Source organism: Acidobacteriota bacterium, from assembly GCA_016208495.1.
In the GTDB taxonomy this organism is placed as follows: domain Bacteria; phylum Acidobacteriota; class Blastocatellia; order Chloracidobacteriales; family Chloracidobacteriaceae; genus JACQXX01.
In genome coordinates this window covers 28,611-50,544 of sequence record JACQXX010000111.1, presented here as the reverse complement: position 1 = coordinate 50,544, position 21,934 = coordinate 28,611, and the positions used below count along the sequence as shown (strand labels likewise).

Sequence of the window (21,934 nt, the reverse complement as noted above, 5' to 3'; positions counted from 1 at the left end):
CGGAAAATGCCGGGGGTACCAAACTTGAAGGTGTATCACCCCTCAATGAGTGGTTGTCTCCGGCCAGGTCCGGCGATCTAAACACCTAAAAGCAGTTGGAATCTGAAGAGAGGGCCAGGGGGAAAAGAGAGCGGATTGTACTCTCAAGGTCCAGGCGGTGACAAACCAGAAATCACTTGAATTCACACCGGCCTTGCATCAATGACAGATAAACTATCAATCAAATCAGCCACTTACCTTTTTTCATTCTTTGACGCAAAGTGTCATTTCACATCAAAATTTCCGGCAAAAAACCACAAAAATAGCTTGAACCCGGTCAGCCTCGGATCCATACTCCCGTTGCCCTCCTCGTTGGCCTGCCTCAGATACCTGAATCAATTAGTTGTGGAATTCTCCCCTTAAATCTGATAAACAATGGGTGGCCCTCTCAAACACACGCTTTTTTCTGCAACCCAAACCGATTGAATTCATCCCTGCAAGTTTTATTTTCTGGAGAAAACCCACGTGAATCGGCTATTCGCGTTTTATCGAACGACAACTGGAAAGAAGGCGGTGATGGCAATCACCGGCCTGATCGGGTTCGGGTTTGTGATTGTCCACATGCTTGGAAACCTTCAGGTTTTCCTTGGCCCCGAACAACTCGACACGTACGCCAAACTCCTTAAATCCAATCCACTGGTGCTGTGGGGCGCTCGCGCCACCTTGCTCGGTGCGGTGGTGGTGCATATTGTGGCGGCGTTGCAACTCACCCACCAGAGCACCAGTGCGCGTCCAGTGAGCTATCAGCAGTGGAAACCACAGCGATCCAGCTTTGCCTCGCGTACCATGAAGTGGACCGGCCCGATGCTGTTCTTTTTCATCGTGTATCACCTGCTGCACCTGACCAATGGCATGGTTCATAGCGAGGCGTTTCACGATCATCAGGTCTATCGCACTGTGGTTGAAAGCTTTAGCAATCCGTTGATTTCCGCCACCTATATCATCGCCATGCTGCTGCTGAGCTTCCACCTCTACCACGGAGCGTGGAGTCTTTTTCAATCACTGGGGTTGAATCACCCGAAATACAACCCATTGATTCGCTCAGTCGCCACCCTCGGTACGGTGGTTGTCATTGTCGGAAACATCTCGATCCCGACGGCAATCCTGTTGAACCGGGAGTACTTTGAACGCAAGCTCCAAAAACCAATCGTCCAGCAAAAAGTCCATGAAACTAGATTCCAAGATTCCATCCGGACCAATTGAACAGAAGTGGGATAAGCACCGCTTTGACATGAAGCTGGTCAATCCCGCCAATAAGCGAAAATTCACGCTGATTGTGGTCGGCACCGGCCTGGCTGGTGCGGCGGCGGCGGCATCGTTAGCTGAACTGGGCTACAAGGTCTTGTGCTTCTGCTTTCAGGACAGCCCACGCCGGGCGCATAGCATTGCGGCCCAAGGCGGTATCAATGCCGCGAAAAACTACCGCAACGATGGCGACAGCATTTATCGGCTCTTTTACGACACGGTGAAGGGCGGAGACTTTCGCGCCCGTGAAGCCAACGTCTATCGGCTGGCCCAGGTGAGCGTCAATATCATTGACCAGTGTGTGGCCCAGGGTGTCCCGTTTGCCCGTGAATACGGCGGACTGCTCGACAACCGGTCATTTGGCGGTGCCCAGGTTTCGCGAACCTTCTATGCCCGTGGCCAGACCGGTCAGCAATTGCTGATTGGGGCCTATCAGGCCCTGGAGCGCCAGATTCATCTGGGAAACGTCAAAATGTTTCCCCGAACTGAAATGCTGGATCTGGTAACGGTCAACGGCGTGGCGCGGGGAATTGTGACCCGCGACCTGGTCACCGGAAAGATTGACTCCCACGTCGGAGATGCAGTCATTTTGGGCACTGGTGGATATGGGAACGTATTTTTCCTGTCAACCAACGCCAAAGGCTCAAACGTGACGGCGAGTTGGCGCGCCCACAAGAAAGGCGCCGCGTTTGCCAATCCCTGCTTTACCCAGATTCACCCGACCTGCATTCCAGTCAGTGGCGACTATCAGTCAAAGCTCACCCTGATGAGCGAGTCGCTGCGTAACGATGGTCGCATCTGGGTGCCGCTGAAGAAAGGCGACAAACGCTCGCCTGATCAAATCCCGGAAAATGAACGCGATTACTACCTTGAGCGCAAATACCCAAGTTTTGGAAACCTGGTGCCGCGCGATATCGCCTCACGCGCCGCCAAAGATGTGTGCGACCAGGGACGGGGTGTCGGTGAAACGGGCCTCGGCGTCTATCTCGATTTTGGAGACGCGATTAAACGGGTTGGCGAAAAGGTCATCAGCGAAAAATACGGCAACCTGTTTGATATGTATGAGCGGATTACCGGCGAAAACCCATACAAAGTCCCGATGCGAATTTTCCCGGCGGTGCATTACGCCATGGGCGGTCTGTGGGTTGACTATAACCTGATGAGCACGATTCCAGGTCTCTTTGTCCTGGGTGAAGCCAACTTCTCGGACCACGGCGCCAACCGGCTGGGTGCCAGCGCCTTGATGCAGGGACTGGCTGACGGCTATTTTGTTATTCCGTACACGATTGGAAATTACCTGGCCCAGGCCAAACTCGATAAACTGGATCAATCCCACACCGATTTCCAAAAAACCGAAGCCGATGTCAAAGGCCAAATCAATAAGCTGCTCAATCTGAAAGGAAAACGCACGGTTGATTCCTTCCATCGCGAACTCGGCAAAACCATGTGGGATTATTGCGGTATGGCTCGCACCGAAAAAGGTTTAACTCAGGCGCTGGCCAAAATTCCTGAGATCAAAGAGGAATTCTGGAAAAACGTCAGTGTGCTCGGCAGCGGGGAAGAACTCAACCAGTCGCTTGAAAAAGCAGGCCGCGTGGCTGACTTTATTGAGCTTGGCGAATTGTTGTGCCGTGATGCCCTCAACCGCAATGAATCGTGTGGCGGTCATTTCCGGGTTGAATACCAGACCGAGGAAGGGGAAGCCATGCGCAATGATGAAGAATATTCCTACGCCGCAGCCTGGGAATATGCCGGCGAAAATAAGGCCCCAATTCTGCACAAAGAACCCCTCGTCTTTGAATATGTGAAACCTAGCCAACGGAGTTATAAATAACATGAAACTGACGCTTTACGTTTGGCGACAAAAAGGCCCGAACGAAAAGGGCCAGATGGCGAAATACGATGCACCCGACGTCAATCCGGATATGTCCTTTCTGGAAATGCTTGACGTTGTCAACGAAGAACTGACCGCGAAAGGGGAAGAACCCATCGCATTTGACCACGACTGCCGCGAGGGGATTTGTGGAATGTGCGGAGTGGTCATCAATGGAATGCCCCACGGTGGACATCGTGGAACAACCACCTGCCAGCTTCATATGCGACACTTCCGCGATGGTGATTCGGTCTATATTGAACCCTGGCGGTCAAAGGGCTTTCCCGTCCTCCGGGATCTGGTGGTTGATCGGGGCGCTTTTGATCGGATTATCGGCGCCGGGGGCTATGTTTCCGTCCCAACCGGTGCTGTTCCGGACGCCAACGCGATTCTGGTCCCGAAACCCGATGCTGACCGGGCCATGGACGCCGCCGCCTGCATCGGATGTGGTGCCTGTGTGGCAGCCTGTCCAAATGGCTCCGCCGCGCTGTTTACTTCGGCCAAAATTGGTCACCTGGGTGTCTTGCCACAAGGCCAACCCGAACGATACAAACGGGTTCTAGCCATGGTTGACCAGATGGACAGTGAAGGATTTGGCCACTGTACCAGTCATCGTGAATGCGAAGCCGCCTGTCCAAAAGAAATCAGCTTTGAATTTATCACCCGCATGAACCGGGATTACCTCAAAGCCAGCCTGACCGACAAAAACGGGAGCTGAAAAGACCAGGGCTCAGGGCTTGGGGCTGAAAAATCCTCGGGCTGAAGAAGGTAGGAACAGTCAGCCAGTGAGAAAGAAACCATAAGGACCTGTGATGACAGGTCCTTTTTGTTTTTCCGATTGAGCTGAATTTCAGAAAAACCCCGCGATAGCAGGTAACAGGAAGACATTGGGCTGAGAAAACCAGCCCTGAGCTTGCGAATCTTCAGCCCCAGGCCCTCAGCCCCGGTTTTCTCAGCCCGACGTCTTCAGCCCCAACCCGAGAAAACCCTTGATTTTTTTTGATCCATCTTAGAAAGTTTGAGGGACATCCCACTCACTCGCTTTTTCAACAATTTACACCTTCTCACTTTATCACCTATCAAAAACCTGAAGCATCGCCCTGGAGCTGAAATCAAAATACTCCCAGGACAAGGAAAGGGATTCGACATGAGGCATCTGTATTTGAACCGATTTATTTTGAGCACCTTACGTGGGATTTTAGTTATTCTGGCAATCTGTCTCTGTTCCTATCACAGTGCCAGCGCCCAGGAAGAACCCGAAGCCACCCGCTCGCTTTGGGATTCTGAGTTCCTTCAAAAACGGCCTAAAGCGACGAAATCACAGCCCACGAAATCAAAACCGAAACTCACCACCATTCGCTATAAACGCAAAGAAACCATTGCGGCGGCTGTTCCGGCAACCAGCAAACCTGAATCAACCAAGGTTGCCAGCAGCAGTCCGTCCAGGCTTACGATTGGAGTTACCGCCTGGAGACTTCGACCAGCCAAGGTTTCAGATGACAAAGCGGTTCGACTCCTGGAACGGACGGATGATGCCGACAGCCAGCGGGAATTGACCCCCGAGCGCATTGACCTGGATACGCCGCTTGAGGAAGGTCAAAAAATCCGACTCAGCATCGAAGTGCCACGCTCGGGCTATCTCTATGTCATTGATCGCGAAAAATATGCCGACGGCACGGTGAGCGAACCTTACCTTATTTTTCCGGTTCTGCGCGGCGGCAAACTGGAAAACAATCAGGTCAAAGCAGGGGTGCTGGTTGATATTCCCGGCGATGACGATCCCAATCCATATTTCAAAGTCACTCGCAGTGGTCCAACCCAGGTCGGGGAAGTTCTTACCCTGCTGATTGCTCCGACACCGCTGGCCGAACTGAAAATCGGCAACAAAATCCAGAAACTCCCTGCAGAACAGTTTGCAAGCTGGGAAAAACAGTGGAGCACCCAGGTGGAAATGCTCGAACTGGTTGATGGCTCAGGAAACCCGATTACCAAAGAAGAAAAAATTGCCGGAACAGGTGGCCGCATCCTGACCCGAGATGATCCGCCGCCACAAACACTGTACAGTGTTACCTGCCAACCCAACACCACCGTGATGGTGCCGGTAATGCTCAAACTTGAAAAGTGAATTGAGGGTTTGGGGTACGAAGGACGGATAACGGATAACGCCTTTTCATCTTTCATCTTTGAGCTTTCAGCCCTGGACAAATGCCATGTCAAACAACAACGAAGACAAAACACTGGTTCAGCAATCAGCCAGTCATAGCACTGCCGGAAAAAACAAAAGATTGAATGATCAGGAAACCATCGTTGATTCCAGCGGCAGTGATCAAACTGTGGCCTATGACACGTCGGCTGGTCGGAAAACCGCAGCGGAACAAGGCACCTTGATCCACCACAGCCAGGGAAGCACGGACCCATCAAAACGTGGAATACCAACCAGTCAACTTGTGGCGCCAGGAATGCTGGTTGGTGAAAAATACCGGATTGAATCTGAGCTTGGACGTGGTGGGATTGGGGTCGTCTATCGGGCCCTCGATACGAAAGTTCATGACCGCCCGGTGGTGATCAAAGTGTTGTTGTCTGATTCGGATGACACTGACTGGCTGGTGAAGAAATTCCGCCACGAAAGCGAGGCCCTCTCCCGCATTGAACATCCAGGCGTGGTCAAAGTCCTGGACCGGGGTGTGTTGGAGAACGGAAAGCCATTTTTTGTGATGGAATTTATCAAAGGCGAGATTCTGCGGGCGCGAATTCCATCTGGCGGCATGGATTTCAAAACGGCGGCTGACTATTTGCGCCAGTTAGGTCAGGCCCTGGACGCCGCCCATGATGAAGGAGTCGTTCATCGGGACCTCAAACCCGAAAACATCATGATCCAAAAACTGAGCGGTGGCGGTGAGCAAATCAAGTTGATTGATTTCGGAATTGCCAAGGTTCAGAAACCAGGGACTGAAAATCTCTCAACCGCCACTTTTCCAGTCGGCACGATTGTCTACATGGCGCCGGAGCAAATCGAGAAGGCTGAAACTTCACCGGCCAGTGACATTTACACCCTGGGAATTATTGCCCATGAAATGCTCATCGGCGCCCGTCCGTTCCGGCCTGATTCAAATCTGCCGTTTGCCGCGATGCAACAAATGGTCAGCATGCAGGTCAATACCCAAAAATATGTCAAACCACTCGAACGCCGCGCTGATTTGCCGGTTGAAGTGGCTGACTTGCTGCTGAAAACACTCAGCTATAACCCACAGGATCGCCCGGCCCATGCGCGGGAATTTTGTGATCAACTGGCTGAATACCTCCTGAAGACCCATCAATCCACTTCCCCCGACAGCCAGCCACCAGTTCACCTAGACCATCTGGCCACCAAACTCCACGAAGCACGAGCCACAATGGGGGCTCATCAAGGTGATACCGCCCCTAAACCAGTTGAAGTAAAAGAGTCCTCTCTAGCTCGCCCGGATTCAATTGCGACGGTGCCGCCGCCAGTGAAAAAATTTCCACTGGTTCCAGTTGGAATTGGGACCGTGGTACTGGTTATTGCCGGAGCGATTGGAATGACGATGTTGTCACCATCTCCGGCCCCACAGCCTCCACCAGGTGAAAAACCGCCGCCGACTGTGGTGAAACGATCTTTCAATTACTGGCTGACCGTGCGTAAAAACCCGGAACTGTTTCCCAAAGACAAACCATTCCGGCTGCCTGGCGAAATCATTTTTTCGGCTGGGGATGAGGTCTGGATGACCTTTTCGAGCCCGAATGAGGGCAATTTGTATATCGTGAATGAAGGTCCGGCCAATATCCAGGGATTGCCACATTACGTCCTGCTCTTTCCCAAACCCAACCTCAATGACGGAAATGCCCTGGTCAAAGCCAATCAGGAACTCCAACTTCCAGGCGAAAAACCCTGGCAGATGGATCAGCAGGAAGGGACCGAGAAAATGTGGATTATCTGGGCAAAAAACCCCATTTCCTCTTTGGAGGCAGTCAAAGGACAGGTAAACCCAACTGACCGGGGCCTGGTTACCGATACAGCGCACATCAAAGCCATTCAAGAATTCCTCACCCAAACCACAGCCAAAAAACCCGAAGTTACCAAAAATGATGAAACCAGGCTTTCCATCGTCACGGGTGAAGGCGATGTCACCGCCCATCTGCTCAAACTGGAACACCACTGAATTGAATGAAGAATGAAGAATGAAGAAAGTGGTTAGTGGTTAGTGGTTAGTAATTGGCTCTGGGCTCTTGGAAGGTATTGATTTCTAACCACTAATCACTAATGCCAGTTAAGAGTTGAAAAAACGAGCGGATTTGAACCTGCGAAGCGGGTGGAAGGCTCGTAGCCCAGGGTTTTAACCCTGGGAAAACGTTGCCTCCACACTCCCGCCCGGCCAGCCGCCGCCTACGGCGGCTGGCCGGGCGGGGCAAAAGTGGGGAATGACCCGAATTCCCAGGGCTCGAAGACTCGCCCTGGGCTACAAGCCGGCGCCCACTTCGTGGGCTGAGAACCAAAACGGCTTCAACTCTTCACTGGCATCACTAATCACTATCCACTAACCACTAATCACTAACCACTAACCACTTTCTTCATTCTTCATTATGAACCGTGCCTACCGTTATCTGGTCGCTCCATCGTCTCGGATGGTGGCAACATCGGTTGCCATTCTGGGTCTGATGGAGCTGGCTTTGGTTTGGCACCGTTCGTGGTTTATTGGTCAATATCGTTTTTTGGTCACCTACCTGGTTCAAGCCAGCCAGTTGCCGGTTTCATTTGAGCTATTTTACTTGCAAGGGACTTCCGCGGTGATACCAGTTGCGCAACTGGAGGTCCAATCGGTTGGACGACTGTGGCTCTGGTTGGGTGTTTCAATGGGAGGAATCGCGCTGCTTACACTTCGTAAGCTTTTTGAACTGCCGCTTCGCTATTTTGTGAATGCAAATTTTTTGCTCATTGGAATCTCAGTACTTTGGGAATGGCTGGTTCTGCCGCTCAAAGATCAATCCGCCGCCTTCAGTTTATTTTATCTTCAAACAGCGGTTTTGCTGTGGCTGACCGCACCGTTGTTATTGGGCATTTTGAGTTGTTGCTTTCCGGCTGCCTGGTGGTGGCGTGGGATTCTGCTCGCTGGCGTTTTGGGATATGCGTTTCTCTTCTCAGCCGTGAAATATGTGATGTGCCTGTGGGTGCTGACCTGGATGGGAACGCCATTCATTCTCAACCTCTATTGCTTTTTGGGTCCCTTGCTCGACATTGTGCTGGTTTCTGGGTTCTTTGCCGTCTTTTTGTCGCTGGTGTCAAGCACCATGAATCAATCGCCGAACCAGGAGAAAATCTGGCAATGGTAGCCATACTCCAGCTTTGGGTTCTCCTGGTGGTTGGGGTGGCGATTGTCTACACTTTTCGCAACTGGATGCTGACGCTGCACCGGCTGTTTCGTCCGCAACGCCTCTATTATCAAGATATTCTCGACAGCGATTTGCCCGCCATTTCGGTCTTGATTCCAATGCACAACGAAGAAGTCGTTGCGGCCCAAATTCTGGAAACCCTGCTTCGAAGCGACTATCCACGCGACCGACTCGAAATCATTCCCATCAACGATCATTCCTCAGACCAGACGGCCAAAATCCTGGACGGGTACGCCCGCCGGTTTGAATTTATCCAACCGCTCCATCGCCAGACTGGTCAGCGCGGCAAACCTTCCGGCTTAAATGAAGCCCTGACTTGTGCCGCGCATGAAATCGTGCTCGTGTTTGATGCTGATTATCAACCCAGCCGTGGGCTTCTGCGGAGTCTGGCGGTTGCCTTTTTGGATCCGGAAGTTGGCGCGGTAATGGGCCGTGTGATTCCCAAAAATGTTTCAGCCGGAATCCTCACCCGACTGCTTGATTTTGAACGCTCCGCCGGATACCAGATTGACCAGCAAGCCCGATATTCGCTTGATTTAATTCCTCAGTATGGCGGCACAGTGGGAGGATTTCGCAAATCAGTGATTCAAAAACTGGGCGGATTTGACCCACGAATGCTGGCTGAAGACACCCATCTCACCTTTCAACTCTATCTGGCTGGCTGGCGGGTGGCTTATGCGAATCGGGCGGAATGTTATGAAGAAGTCCCTGAAACCTGGGAAGTTCGCTATCGGCAGCTCCGTCGCTGGGCGCGGGGTCATAATCAGGTCTTTTTTCGCTATGCCTGGCCTCTGGTCAAATCATCAAACCTGACCCTGTGGCAAAAAACGGACGGCTTGCTGGTTCTGGCGATGTATGCCCTCCCAGTTTTCATGTTGAGTGGGTTTCTGGCCAATCTGGTTTTGTTCCTGTTTGGGGCCAAACCGGTTGCCGCCTGGATGGTCTTGATACTACTCGTGGTGCAATACAATTCGTGCGGCAACTTTGCCCCGTTTTTTCAAGCTGGAGCCGCCGGCGTCCTGGATGGAATGACCAATCGCCTGCGAATGCTCCCGTTTTTGTTCATCTTGTTTATTTTCAATACCTGGGTGGTGCTGTGTGGTTTTTGGGATGCTGTCCTCGATTTAGCCTCACGCCGGACGCCAGTCTGGGATAAAACCGCCAGATTTCAAAAGAATGAAGAATTCAAGAGGTGAAAGTAGAATGTAGAATGTAGAATGTAGAATTAAGAAAATATTTGGTGCCTGGTTGTTGGTTCCTAGTCTCGAAAACCCGGAACCCGGTTCTTCTTCATTCTTCATTCTCAATTCTTCATTCTTCATTCTTCATTCTTATGCTGGCTCTTATCGCCTGTGCTTTTGTTCTTTTATTAGGTGTTCCGCTGGTGCCGGGACTTTTGGAACTCCGCCGCCCACAGGATGGAAAACCGCTTGCGGTTGATCCCGAATACAGCCGTGACCCACGGTACTTTGGGAGGCAGTTTCGAGCTCAGCTTCTTCACCGACTGGAGCGAAACCCACTTGAACCAGCCACCTGCTCGCTCCAGGACCAGCTCCTGATTGAACCTCATCTCAAAATCCTTGACACTCTCACGCTGGCCGATCACTCCAATCAATCGGTTTTGCTCGTCGCTCGCCGAAAGTCAACGATTGGGGAAAAATGTCTTCTCGGAGATTGTTATTTTGCAGATGGAGTCACCCTGGGCACCGGCACCACCGTTACCTGTCTGGCGGCTGATGCTGATACCTGGATTGGGGCTCATTGCCAGATTGATCAGTGGATTGATGTGGAAGGAAATTTATATCTCAAAAACAACTGTGTCCTGGGAAAATCAGCCACAGCCGAAGGAAAGCTTCAATTGGAAGAAGGTTGTCACTTTCATCGTTTGTGGGGGCTTCCGATTCAAACGACTTCTTCCAAAGCCAGTATCCCAACTCAGAAAACTGGATTGCCGCTTCCTTCTTCCATTGATCAGGCGGTCGTATGGGGAAACCGCAAACTCAGCCTTCCGAAGGACACCATCCTGAGCCGTGATCTGGTGGTATATGGAGATCTGGAGATTGGAGAAAATAGTTCACTTTTTGGCAATATCAAAACCCACGGAACTCTGACCGTAGGGGCCGGAGTCCGAATCGAAGGAAACATATTTTCTCGAAAAAGCATGTTCCTCGGGGTAAACAGCCAGATTCTGGGCAATGTGTTTTCTGAAAAAGAGATTTATCTGGCATCTGGCACCACTGTGGGAGATACCTTTCGCCAGAAAAGCGTGATTGCCGCCGGTCAGATTCGAATTGAACCTGAAGTCATCATCTTTGGCTGGGTTCTGACTGAAAAAGGCGGCAGTACGGAGTGAAGAATGAAGAATTGAGAATTGAGAATGGAGAAGAACTCGGGTTCCGGGTTCCGGGTTCCGGGTTCCGGGTTCCGGGTTCCGGGTTCCGGGTTCCGGGTTCCGGGTTCCGGGTTCCGGGTTCCGGGTTCCGGGTTCCGGGTTTTCGAGACCAGGAACCTGGTTCTTCTTCATTCTTCATTCTCAATTCTTCATTCCTTTAGGTTTCGATCACGCGAGTGCTATAGCCGGCCAGGTCGCCAGTTGAGGTTTTTCCGACCACAAAGACGTCAATGCTGATCTCTCCCAGGCGATACACCTGAATATCCGTCAAGCGTGTCTTGAGTAATTCAAGCACCTGACGAAATCGGGCAGCGGCTTCTTCTCCATACAAATCATCGCGGATGGCGTTGCGGAAGAAATTATCAACTGTCCGGGTCTCAACCAGCGTTCCGGCTGGATGCCCGGATTTGGCTAACAACACGTCAGTATTAAAACCATCCGCCGCTTTTTCCCACACAAAAGCTGTTAAGGGGTAGTCATTTTCACTCATAAACAGCAAACCCTCTGAGGCTTGCTGCAATTCCTGAAGCAGTGAAGGCTGGTTTGTATTCTGTTCCATAAGAAATTTTGATTGTTTTCGTTTGGGTGGTGTGTGTTGTGCGGATTGGACAGAGGATTTGACGGGACGAGTCAGCGTCATTGCCTCAGCCGGAGATGCTGTCAAAAGGACAGGCAAAAAACAGGAGATAATACAAATCAAGAAAAATTGATTTTGGGTCCAGGTTGGTTTCATTGTAGCTCTTTTGGCCTCCAGAAGAAAAGAAATAGCAGGGTTACCTGCGGTTGGAAGCGCAATGAGCAAAGGCCGGGCCAGAGAAAGGAATTGGACTTTTACACGATTCAAGCCCTAATCGAACTATCTTATTATGAATAAGTTAGAGATTCTATCAGGACAATTTAGAATCAAATTCAGGTCAAGGCAACCACCTCCTTCTCAGCCAGTCAGTTCCAAACAGTGATGGTCTTGGGGTAAATTAATTTAAAAATTCAATTGCAACAAAAATAGAACGTGTCAGTACCACCTGCGTGAGCGGGTTGGGTGAGAAGCACGCCGACCCACCCACTGACGCGGGTGGTACTGACTCAGTGGGTTCGGCTGATTTGCCGCCAACACAAAATCCGGTCGAAGCAGCAATAACAGCCAATTTAATCATTGATTTTTTTTTGTTTTATTTGCTAATTTTTTTCGAAAAAAATAGATTTCAATTTCTCAAAAAGCTATGGCGGAACCTCTCGAAATCAACCAATTCATCACGATTCCAACCGAAAACCTGACCTGGAAAGCCGTTCGGTCGTCAGGTCCAGGGGGTCAACACGTCAATACCACCGCGACCTGCGTTGAACTCCGATTCGATCTGGCCGGCTGTGCCGTGCTGGGCACCGGCGTCAAAGAACGCCTGTCCGCCCTCGCTGGGTCGCGACTGGTGGGAGGCGATACCGTGCTCATCACCAGCCAGTTGTCCCGCGATCAGGCCCGCAATCTCGACGACGCCCGCGAAAAACTCCGGAAACTGATCCTGCATGCACTCGAACCGCCCAGGCCACGCCGACCCACCGCCCCGACCAGAGCGAGTCAGGAACGGCGAATCTCGGAAAAAACCAGGCGCGGCCAGACCAAGCGAATTCGCACTGGAAAACCGGATTTCGATTGATTTTTTCACCTGGGACTCAAAAACCGGGTGGGAATCACCTGCCAGCATAGCGCTCAATTGCGTTTATTTGACCACTGAGCGATTTTTCACCTACTCATCAACACATTACATATCCCGGCCTTCAAAAACCCCGTAAAAGTCAAATAAACCCGATTTCAAATTTCCCTTCCTGAGATTTCCCTTACAACCGCCCCAGTTCCTGCAACGCCAGCTTGCGACCGACCAGCCACGAAATGTGCTCGTGGAGGACGTTTTTTTCCATCCGGGCATAGACTTTCCAGTGCTCCGACTTGCGCAGGGTTTCGAGTTCGGAGGCCACCAGTGAGATGCGCTCCCCCTCGGACAGGCGGGAAAAAAGCTCTTCGCCAAGCGTTTCCAGCCGCTGAGATTCCTCGATCTCGGCCTTTTCGGCGGCCAGAATTGGGTCTTCAGGCTCCGGAGTCGGCGGGGCCGGGGGCACAGGCAGGCTTTCAGCTTCGAGCAAGTTCAGTTGCCAGGTTTCCAGAGCCTGGTCGGTGTACTGCACAATCCCGTTGAAACTCTTGGGAACAAACCGGGTTTCCTTCGACGCCTTGAGGCTGAAATCCACAATCCACCGGCTTTTTTCGCGAGTCAACTGGTACTCGTAAATCAACTCCCTGGCCTCAGCCAGCTCGGTTGGGCGGGGGTGTTTGCGGTTGATGCGAAACGTTTTCAGGAAATATCGCACCAGGTCATCGCTCTCCTGATCCAGGTCCAGTCTGGCTTGAACCAGTTCGGCAGACTCGGGGGGTTCCCCGCCGTCAGCCGGGTCGTCCCCAGTGATGATGGGCGCAGCAGGATTGGTTTGGTTGGCGGAAATCGGTGCTTGATCCCCCACTGGTTCGGGGTTATGAAGGTAAGCCCGCTCCACAATGAGCTTGAAATCCTTGCCGCCGCGGGTTTTGTCGAGCACCAGTCGCAGGACGCCTCCACGTGAGGTCGGTTTGTCTTGTAAAGTCGGTAAAATACGCTCCAGCGTGCGTTTACGGCGTGAGACGAACTTGTATTCGTTGCCCTGGAGTTGCAAATCGTCAAAGAGTTCACGGGTTCGGCGTTCGTAGTGGTCGTTGTTGGCCAGCATCAGGTCCAGGTGGCTGTAGAGCATCTGGGCAATTCCATCCTCAAAGCTCACAACTGTTGTAAACAAAAGAGGTTTTGTGTATCCGTTGAGCAAATTCTTGTAAATCAGTTCGTGAAATTCGCAGTAACATTCCTCGGTCGTGCGGTGGCCATCCACCGATTCCTCGGCGATTTTGAGGTCTGAAAGGATGTTGAATGTGCCCAGGGTTTTGATGGTTTTCTGGTTGGTACTGTCGTAAAACGAGTCGGTCCAGACGAAGAGCGTGCCCCGTAGCCGGAACAGCGAATCGTTAATGGCCTTTGATACCTTTGACCCCCATTGTTTGCCCAAAATCGTCGCAATGCGTCGGCGCGAAAACACGATCCGGCGCTGGCGGCCACTGTCTTCCCAGATTTTTTGCAGTGCGTAGTAAAGCTTCTGATCCTCCGTCGTGAGCGGGCCATACTCGCTGTTGGCCGTGGCCACGACGCGGGCCAGGAACTTGTTGTTGAGCTGCATCACCTCGCGTTCGATGACGACTTTGTTTTGTTTGTTCTTCGACTGGATCGGCTGCCAGAGCGCCGGCCACTTTTCGAGGTTGAGTTCAGGACGAATGACGTCCAGGTTTGTGGTTTCGTCGTCGAGAGGGTGTTCTGGGAAGAGCATAAACCGGCTGGTTACCTCGCTTGCCAAAGTGGGACCTGTGTTTTTGTTTGAAGTTTGAAAAAGAGAAAAACACACACACACACAAGTTTTCAAGCACACACCAAGACCGCCTCGCGCGCATGGCGCGGCACGCGCGCGCGCAGGCGGGATTGTGTGTGTGTGTATTTTGTATTTCATGTATTTACACAAAGTATTTAAGAAAGTAGGAGTTTTTTTTCCACAGGATAAACCATTGAAAATAAAAGGTTTGCGGATTCGGCTCTGGTCACGGGTACACCAAGTTCTGGTCACGGGTACACCAAGTGCTCTTTCGCCCTCCCTGTGGAAAAGTCAAACAACCAGTGATGGAAGATATAGTTAAATCTGGTTTGAAAACTGGTCACGGGTACACCAAGTTTGGTCACGGGTACACCAAATATTGGTCACGGGTACACCAAGTTGGTTAGACTTTCTGGTCACGGGTACACCAAGTTTGGTCACGGGTACACCAAGTCTGGTTACAGGTACACCAAGCCTGACTTCCACCGAAGTTTTATCTTATAAGGCAACGCACTGAGCTCCGTTCTGGTTGTTTTCGCCAGTGCAGTTCAAATTGAGCTATAGATAGCATCTATTTATTTTTCTAATTTGATCTAATTAAGAGATTTTTTGAATATTTACTCGGAATTGATTTGCCTGACAAAATCAGTATTTGATCCAAAATTCCTGGCTGAAACCTCTAAATTGGGCACGGGTACACCAAGTTTGGTCACGGGTACACCAAGTTGGGGCTGTAAAAACCAGGGCTGAGGGCTGAAGACTCGCAAGCTCGGAGCAAAGGAAGGGATGAGGGATGAAGGATGAGGGATGAAATAAAACCAATTCTTCAGCCACGTTCTTCAGCCCTCATCCCTCAAGCCCCAAGCCCTGGTTTTTTCAGCCCGACGTTTTCGGCATCATTTCAAGTACAATTTTCTGACGAAATTCAACCAGTTCTGATGGGAGTTTTTCTGGGAGAAAACAGGCATCTATTTCACGGGCAATTCCTTCGAGTTTTAATTTCCATTCGGTGAGTGCTTCAGGAGTGGTGGGTTTTATGGTGAGCAGGTGTTCTGCCGCACGGGCAATCCGCGTGGCTCTGGCCAATGGTCCCTGGGAGGTTTCTTCAGCCAGCGATGACAGTGCCTGATTTTGGGTGTGTTGAAGCAGATCGCGGAGCGATTCGCGGGCGACGGCCTGTTGTTCAAGCGTTGGCACGGTCAGCACAATTGGCCAGACATCGCTTTCCGCTGGTTGATTTCGACCAGCGAGCACCGCGGCGGCAGCCACCAGCCGCTGTGCTTTGACAACCCGACGATCAGACAAGAGCACCCCAGCCTGTCGAAGCCGCCGAATGGCGTGGGCCAGAATTCCCCGAACTGTTCCCATCTCACACTTCCGGGCTGCTATTGCCAGTAAGTCAAGGTCTGCCACCGATGCCGACTGGCCAGGAGACTGGAAGGCTGACTGGCCGGCCAGTGACCAGCCGCCTTCGAGTAATTCTTCAAGCCGTGGGTCAGGGATTGGTTCCACAAACGTGTGAATCAAAAACCGGTCAGCAAAAGCTGCCAGCGAATCATCATCCGGCAATCGGTTGGATGCGCCGACACAGATTCGGAGCGGAACCGCCATTCGGGTGTGTCCACGTCGAAAGACCCGTTCGTTCAACAAATTTAAAAGTGTATTTAAAATAGCCGTTGACCCAAGGAAAATCTCATCCAGAAATGCAATTTCAGCTTCGGGCAGCATGCCCGCAGTTTCGATTTCGACCACACCGGATTTCAGTTTTTGGAGGTCAATGGGGCCAAAAATTTCACTGGGTTCTGTAAATCGTCCTAGCAGGTATTCAAAGTACTGACCGCCCAATGCTTGAGCAACCCGACGGACAGCCTCACTTTTCGCGGTTCCAGGTGGACCGATGACAAGGACATGTTCGCCAGCCACTGCCGCCAGAACAATCGTCTCCACCAGGGATTCACGTTCGATCAAACCCTGGCTGGCTTGAGTGACAGCCGCTCGAAGCGATCCGGCTGCCTGTTGCGTTGTTTTTTCAAGTTCGTTGGTGTTCATGTACAATTGTACCGGTTAGGGTTTAGCCTTGAGAGAAAGGCAATTTGGCCAACCATATCACATCTTTGATCTCCCTGGATTTTGTGCGGGGAAAAACAGGTGTTAAGGAAACAACTGGTATCTTTGATGCAGGTATTTTGGGGTCGAGAGGCAGAGAGGCTCTCCAGCCCGGTCCTCCGCTTACAAAATGTGTAAAAATCAATTTCTTTTCGGTAAGGACGGTAGAAAAGGGAATGGCTATTGGTGTAGACACCCTTTTCACTTTCAACATTCCCTTTCATCCGGTAAAGGACTTTCTTCTCATGCGAATTGTTGCTGTTGTATGTTGCTTTTTTTGGCTTGGTGCCTGGTCGCCGTTGCTGGCTCAAAGTCCCCTGGCATCTAACGAAATAGAAAAAAACTATCGAGAAGCCGCCGCCAAAATCATTGGAACCGCTATGGTTGACCACGGTGATTTTGCCAAGCTGGAATATTTAACCGACCGCATTGGCAACCGACTGAGCGGCAGTCCACAGCTTGACCTGGCTATTCAATGGGCCGTTGCTGCCATGCAGGCAGACAAGCTGGATCGGGTCCAGGCTGAACCTGCAAAAGTGCCCCATTGGGTGCGTGGGAATGAAAGTTGTCAGCTTCTCACCCCAAAAAAGCAGAAACTGACCATGTTGGGGTTGGGAAACTCGGTAGGAACGCCTCGTGAAGGCATTACGGCGGAAGTTGTGGCGGTCCGTGACTTTGAAGAATTGAAGGCCCTCGGAGACGCCGTCAAAGGGAAAATCGTGTTGTACAGCTATGCCATGCGAAAAGACCTGGCACCGGACACTGCCTACGGTGATGCCGTAGAATATCGCGGCCAGGGACCAACCGCTGCGGCACAGCAAGGGGCGGTTGCTGTTTTGATTCGTTCCGTCACAACCCGAAGCCTCAGCACTGCCCACACTGGTTCCACTCATTATGCTGCTGAATTTCCAGCCATTCCAGCGGCGGCTTTGTCACCTGAAGATGCCGATTTGTTGACCCGTCTTTGTGCCGTCGGGCAGAAACCAACCGTGACCTTGATGATGGAAGCTCATATGCTCCCCGAGGTTGAATCAGCCAATGTGATTGGGGAAATTCGCGGGCGGGAAAAACCAGATGAAATTGTGCTTATGAGCGGCCACCTTGATTCGTGGGATGTCGGTAGTGGCGCCAATGACGACGGGGCCGGATGCGTGATGGCCATGGAAGCTGCCCGTATTTTGAAGAAACTAAATCTCCGACCCCGGCGAACCATACGGGTGGTACTCTTTACCAATGAAGAGAATGGACTTGGAGGGGCACGAGCTTATGCTGATGCCCATAAAGCAGAGTTTGAAAAGCACATTGCTGCTATCGAATGTGATTCCGGCGCCGGGCGGACAGCCGGCTTTTCATTTACCGGAAAAGGTCGGAGTCTGGCGACTGTAGAACAGATCGCCGTACTTCTCAAAAGCATTGACGCCCAGCGGATTCGCCATGAGGATCGGACTGGGGCTGATATTTCGGTGTTGACTGCCGCCGGAGTTCCCAGCTTTGGAATGGATTCTGACCAGACGCATTATTTTGATTTTCACCACACCCATGCTGACACGCTGGACAAGATCAATCCAAATGATTTGGCTCAAAACACAGCGGCACTGGCCGTACTGGCCTTTATTCTGGCTGATTTACCTGAACCGTTAGCTCGGGACTAATGTCCATAAGCGCCAGATTCAACCCGACCACTGGGGAATCTTGCGCAAAGAACCAGATTTTTTCACTATTTTGATTTGATCAAGCCCCGATCAGGTCGGGAGAAAATCGTGGTACGGGCTTTGCAGACAATTTCTTGCAGATTACTTCTGGCTCAAATTCCGCCTCCGGTGTCGCGTGATTTCATCTTTTGACTGCGGGAGGTCTGTATGAAAACTGCACGCCTGTTGATTCCCTTGCTTTTATTCCTACTTTTTATTGATACGGGTGCTCAAGCTCAAAAACCATCCTCAGAATTTTTTGAATCAGCCCGGCCTCGACTGATCATTCTGGTTCACGGTGCAACCGATGAACCCCGCTATCACCCAGAAAAACACATTGGGACGCTCCAGCACGCCTGCAATTATTGGGAGTACACCTTTGTTCAAAACCTGATTGGGGCCACCTCGGATTTGAGCACAGTGTCAGGTGTTCGGCTCAACTCTGAAACGTGGACGGAGGCAAGATTGCGTGATTCTGAGTCTCTGGATCAGTTTATAATTCCAGATTCAGCCCTCAAAGCCGTCAAAACTTCACGTCGCTTACCTGAGTTGAGCGTCCTGCTGACCTATCGAAATGGCTCTGAAACCCTGGCCAGTCAGGGGCGGGCCATCATTCGTCAGGTTTATGCACAATACACGCAACTGGCTCAGGTGAGTGACGTTCAGCCGCAAATTATCTGGGTTGGCCATAGCATGGGCGGCAATGTGATTCGGTATGTTCTGAGTAACCCGATTGAAGCCCTAAACAATATTCGGTTGACGGCGGGAGAACGAACCCAGGCTGATTTTCTCCGGGATCGAACCCTGTTTGCGGTTACCCTGGGAACGCCGCACGAAGGGTCGCCACTGGCTGATAAATTCACACAAATTGCACAATTCCTTGGTCAAAACCCCTCGCCACTCCGTGAATTTTATGCCCTGGCCGGGATGAATTCCCCACGCGAGCACGTGATTGGCTGGTTAGGTGCCGATTCGGATTCAACACGCCATCTGCGAACTGACTTTTGGGCCAATCAAAACATTAGCGCTCTGGCACCGGAACGGGCTTGCCGAACCGATGCAAGTTTGATTCCGATTTATTGTTTGGGCAGCCGAAGTCCAGGCCGCACGTTTTTTGATGATCCAAATCGTGATCCGGTCACGCTGGCTGGCGAAGTCGGTGGGCAAGACACCAAAACATTGTATGAAACCATTGGCCTGATGTCGTTGGATTATGCCCTGCATGCCACGCCTGGGACGCCAAATCACTGGGGACTTGTGCCGCCATCGTCACGCGATCTGGACTGGGTTCGACGAGCTTTTTTGACGCTTTTGCCACCTGGCGAACTCTCTGAACCTCGTGATCAGCCAGAACTTTTTCCGCTGTATTATCTCAAAGTTCCATGGCGGAGCGAGCCGCGAAGCCTGTTTGATTTGCTGCCGACATTTGTACCTTCAGGGGAAAATCGTCCAAATACCGACAATAGGTATTCAACTCGTGCCGCTGACGGCGAAATTGATAATGACGGCATGGTCGGTATTGACTCGGCCTTGGGGGTTAAGCTCGGCACCACCACGCTCGAATACTTTGACCACAACCGTGAATGGCCAATAGCGGGTAATCTGGTGCGGGGATCGTGGTACCGGCTCTATTCAGGTCCGTGGAACTGGGATGACCATGGATCACTCCGACGCAACCCGGAAACTGCCCGCTGGTTACGTCAACATCTCTTCAGGTCGGCTGGCCCCTGGGTGGGAACACCTTCCATCAGTCAGTGGGATCCAGAACAACTGGGCAGTCTTGAATGAATTATGAATTATGAATTATGAATTATGAAAATCAGGAACAAGCTGGATGAGAAGCGGAATGTAATGATGAATGGAGTTCCATTTCATTAAAATCAAATCACTTAACTTCTTCATAATTCATAATTCATAATTCATATGGTGAGGGGAAAGGAGGGCTCGTTATGGGACACATACATCTTCCCCATCGCTTTGAAGAACCTGGATATAAAGAAACGCTGTTGCTGCGTGGCATTATTGAGTTGTTGATTCTGCTCCTGGCCGCCGGTTTGATTGTGCTGTCGCTGGAGATTAAAGCTACTTCAGCACCATATCCGCAGGATGACAAAACCAAAAAGGAGCAAAAGAAACTTCGCGAATACAGCAAGGACATCAAGGAAGTTCTGGAGTTAAAGGACTATGGCCTCAAAAAACTCCAGGGCAAAGAGGATGCGGACATGGATTTTAAATCTGACGTGGTGCGGGCCTATAACGATATGCGGCGCACCCATCAGCTTCAGGCATTTCGGGTCAATACCCGTCCACCACTTCGCGTGATGGGCGACCTGGAAGGCGAAGGAGGCAACTTTGCCGCCCGTTCCAGTGGTGCTGAGGCTTCTTCGGGCGGGATGGATGCCTTATATGACAACCCGATGCTGCAGGACTATGTTAGTCGAATTGGTCATCGGTTGGTACCGGCAAATTCCCGAAAGCTCTATGCCTTTAAGATTCTACAAGATCCGCTCCCACGAGCTGACTCGCTCTCAACTGGGACGATCTACCTTTCAACCGGATTGCTCGGGATGCTCGATAACGAAGCCCAACTGGCCTACATCCTGAGCCACGAAATTGCCCACGTTGAAATGGATCACTGGTTTTATCAATCCATGCTGCCGATTGCCCTGGCCGAAAAAAATGAAGATAAGGAAAAGAAACGGCAGCGAATTGGCGCTTTGATGGCGCTGGGTGGACTGGCGCTGGGTGCGAAATCAGACGGGTTGCAAGGTGCCTATCAAGGGGCCTCGCTCGGCTACGGATTGGGCCATTTGATCGGCGACCTGGCCATTCGGGATGTGCGAATTACCGAATGGAACATTGCCGACGAAGATGACGCCGACCGGTTTGCTTTTCAAAACTGTCTGGCTAATGGGTTTGACGTGCAGGAAGTCCCGAAACTCTTTGTCAATTTGTACAATGCCGTGCTGGCTGACCAACGAGTCGGGCTTGGGTTTATGTCTTCGTTGCAGCACGTGTATGAACGCAATGAAGGTGTCAAACTGCTGCTCAAGGAAAACGAAAATACGATCCGACAACTTTCCAGCCAGGGGAAATTGATTGGCAGCCATTCTGAATTTGAAGTGTTAATGGCTGAATTGAAACGAGATAATGGTGTGGTGGCTTTCTACTACGACATGTTTGATATGACTCGCAAAAACCTTGAGTGGTCGTTGCGAATCCGGTCTGACGATGCCAAAGCGCACTATTACCTTGGACGGGTGCTGAAATTAACCAGTCGCACACCAGAGGAACGAGAACGCGCCCGGCGCGAATTTGCCACCGCGCTCAAGCTGGACGAAACACGTGGGTCAATGCCTGGAATTCGGCTGCAACAGGCGTTGAGTTTGCTCGATACCAGTGACCCAACGAAGTTTCCGGAAGCCGTTGGCTACATCAAAGAATATGTCCGGCTCTATAAGCTCAACAATGGCGGCAGTGTTCCACCAAATATGGACATTTTGTATGACTACATGAGTCAAGCCGGAGAAACGGCCTGGTTTGTCCCGCCAACTAGCAATGTCACGGCTCAGGAGGTTTTTCCCGTGGTGATGAAATCCAGCCCGGTGACGACTCCGCCTGCCAACCAGCCGCCGCCAAACACACAGGTTCAAAAGAACCCAGGGAAGAAAAATTAGGGTTCCGGGTTCCGGGTTCCGGGTTCCGGGTTCCGGGTTCCGGGTTCCGGGTTTTCGACGCTTGTCC

At 51.4% G+C, this 21,934-nt stretch carries 15 protein-coding genes; 12 read left to right on the top strand and 3 right to left on the bottom strand.

All coding sequences use genetic code 11. The features are described from left to right. Nucleotides 1-555: 555 nt before the first annotated feature. From HY774_23130 to HY774_23095, 8 genes are all read left to right on the top strand, one after another. Complete coding sequence (locus HY774_23130; protein ID MBI4751383.1) at nt 556-1,242, top strand: succinate dehydrogenase cytochrome b subunit; 687 nt, start codon at nt 556-558, stop codon at nt 1,240-1,242. Beyond that, the gene (locus HY774_23125) at nt 1,205-3,118 is read left to right on the top strand and encodes a fumarate reductase/succinate dehydrogenase flavoprotein subunit (GenBank protein ID MBI4751382.1); all 1,914 of its coding nucleotides are present in this window, start codon (nt 1,205-1,207) and stop codon (nt 3,116-3,118) included. Before HY774_23130 ends, HY774_23125 begins: the two co-directional genes overlap by 38 nt. 1 nt (nt 3,119) lies before the next feature. Further along, a complete protein-coding gene (locus HY774_23120) occupies nt 3,120-3,875 on the top strand; it encodes a succinate dehydrogenase/fumarate reductase iron-sulfur subunit (protein ID MBI4751381.1) in 756 nt (251 codons plus the stop codon). A gap of 429 nt (nt 3,876-4,304) precedes the next feature. After that, nucleotides 4,305-5,282 carry a hypothetical protein gene (locus HY774_23115; protein ID MBI4751380.1) on the top strand — a complete coding sequence of 326 codons (978 nt, stop codon included), beginning with the start codon at nt 4,305-4,307 and terminating at the stop codon, nt 5,280-5,282. Between the two features lie 85 nt (nt 5,283-5,367). Beyond that, nucleotides 5,368-7,335, top strand: coding sequence for a protein kinase (locus HY774_23110; protein ID MBI4751379.1), 1,968 nt, complete (start codon nt 5,368-5,370; stop codon nt 7,333-7,335). A 421-nt stretch (nt 7,336-7,756) separates the two neighbouring features. Further along, nucleotides 7,757-8,503, top strand: coding sequence for a hypothetical protein (locus HY774_23105; GenBank protein MBI4751378.1), 747 nt, complete (start codon nt 7,757-7,759; stop codon nt 8,501-8,503). 65 nt (nt 8,504-8,568) lie between these two features. Continuing rightward, complete coding sequence (locus tag HY774_23100; protein ID MBI4751377.1) at nt 8,569-9,759, top strand: glycosyltransferase family 2 protein; 1,191 nt, start codon at nt 8,569-8,571, stop codon at nt 9,757-9,759. Nucleotides 9,760-9,896: 137 nt separating this feature from the next. Next, nucleotides 9,897-10,916, top strand: a complete 1,020-nt coding sequence (locus tag HY774_23095; GenBank protein ID MBI4751376.1) for a hypothetical protein — start codon at nt 9,897-9,899, stop codon at nt 10,914-10,916. A 196-nt stretch (nt 10,917-11,112) separates the two neighbouring features. Here the strand turns inward: HY774_23095 and HY774_23090 are convergent, their stop codons facing one another. Next, nucleotides 11,113-11,514 (bottom strand): nuclease A inhibitor family protein, encoded by a 402-nt coding sequence (locus tag HY774_23090; protein MBI4751375.1) that lies wholly within the window; start codon nt 11,512-11,514, stop codon nt 11,113-11,115. A gap of 661 nt (nt 11,515-12,175) precedes the next feature. On the opposite strand from HY774_23090, the gene arfB reads away from it, so the two are divergent. Continuing rightward, nucleotides 12,176-12,607, top strand: a complete 432-nt coding sequence (gene arfB / locus HY774_23085) for an aminoacyl-tRNA hydrolase (GenBank protein ID MBI4751374.1) — start codon at nt 12,176-12,178, stop codon at nt 12,605-12,607. Nucleotides 12,608-12,788: 181 nt separating this feature from the next. Here the strand turns inward: arfB and HY774_23080 are convergent, their stop codons facing one another. Then, a complete protein-coding gene (locus HY774_23080) occupies nt 12,789-14,381 on the bottom strand; it encodes a hypothetical protein (GenBank protein ID MBI4751373.1) in 1,593 nt (530 codons plus the stop codon). A gap of 888 nt (nt 14,382-15,269) precedes the next feature. After that, complete coding sequence (locus tag HY774_23075; protein ID MBI4751372.1) at nt 15,270-16,442, bottom strand: AAA family ATPase; 1,173 nt, start codon at nt 16,440-16,442, stop codon at nt 15,270-15,272. A gap of 302 nt (nt 16,443-16,744) precedes the next feature. Between HY774_23075 and HY774_23070 the strand changes: the two genes are divergently transcribed. The 3 genes from HY774_23070 to HY774_23060 all read left to right on the top strand — a co-directional run bounded on the left by HY774_23070 (nt 16,745) and on the right by HY774_23060 (nt 21,867). Beyond that, nucleotides 16,745-18,151 (top strand): M20/M25/M40 family metallo-hydrolase, encoded by a 1,407-nt coding sequence (locus tag HY774_23070; protein ID MBI4751371.1) that lies wholly within the window; start codon nt 16,745-16,747, stop codon nt 18,149-18,151. Between the two features lie 207 nt (nt 18,152-18,358). Next, nucleotides 18,359-19,978, top strand: coding sequence for a hypothetical protein (locus tag HY774_23065; GenBank protein ID MBI4751370.1), 1,620 nt, complete (start codon nt 18,359-18,361; stop codon nt 19,976-19,978). Between the two features lie 161 nt (nt 19,979-20,139). Further along, on the top strand, nt 20,140-21,867 hold the full coding sequence (locus tag HY774_23060; GenBank protein MBI4751369.1) for a M48 family metalloprotease: 1,728 nt from the start codon (nt 20,140-20,142) through the stop codon (nt 21,865-21,867). The last annotated feature ends 67 nt before the right edge of the window (nt 21,868-21,934 follow it).

Bases quoted from the DNA above. Each gene is read 5' to 3' on its own strand.
- HY774_23130 (MBI4751383.1), top strand. From the start codon at position 556: ATGGCAATCACCGGCCTGATCGGGTTCGGGTTTGTGATTGTCCACATG.
- HY774_23125 (MBI4751382.1), top strand. From the start codon at position 1,205: ATGAAACTAGATTCCAAGATTCCATCCGGACCAATTGAACAGAAGTGG.
- HY774_23120 (MBI4751381.1), top strand. From the start codon at position 3,120: ATGAAACTGACGCTTTACGTTTGGCGACAAAAAGGCCCGAACGAAAAG.
- HY774_23115 (MBI4751380.1), top strand. From the start codon at position 4,305: ATGAGGCATCTGTATTTGAACCGATTTATTTTGAGCACCTTACGTGGG.
- HY774_23110 (MBI4751379.1), top strand. From the start codon at position 5,368: ATGTCAAACAACAACGAAGACAAAACACTGGTTCAGCAATCAGCCAGT.
- HY774_23105 (MBI4751378.1), top strand. From the start codon at position 7,757: ATGAACCGTGCCTACCGTTATCTGGTCGCTCCATCGTCTCGGATGGTG.
- HY774_23100 (MBI4751377.1), top strand. From the start codon at position 8,569: ATGCTGACGCTGCACCGGCTGTTTCGTCCGCAACGCCTCTATTATCAA.
- HY774_23095 (MBI4751376.1), top strand. From the start codon at position 9,897: ATGCTGGCTCTTATCGCCTGTGCTTTTGTTCTTTTATTAGGTGTTCCG.
- HY774_23090 (MBI4751375.1), bottom strand. From the start codon at position 11,514: ATGGAACAGAATACAAACCAGCCTTCACTGCTTCAGGAATTGCAGCAA.
- arfB (MBI4751374.1), top strand. From the start codon at position 12,176: ATGGCGGAACCTCTCGAAATCAACCAATTCATCACGATTCCAACCGAA.
- HY774_23075 (MBI4751372.1), bottom strand. From the start codon at position 16,442: ATGAACACCAACGAACTTGAAAAAACAACGCAACAGGCAGCCGGATCG.
- HY774_23070 (MBI4751371.1), top strand. From the start codon at position 16,745: ATGCGAATTGTTGCTGTTGTATGTTGCTTTTTTTGGCTTGGTGCCTGG.
- HY774_23065 (MBI4751370.1), top strand. From the start codon at position 18,359: ATGAAAACTGCACGCCTGTTGATTCCCTTGCTTTTATTCCTACTTTTT.
- HY774_23060 (MBI4751369.1), top strand. From the start codon at position 20,140: ATGGGACACATACATCTTCCCCATCGCTTTGAAGAACCTGGATATAAA.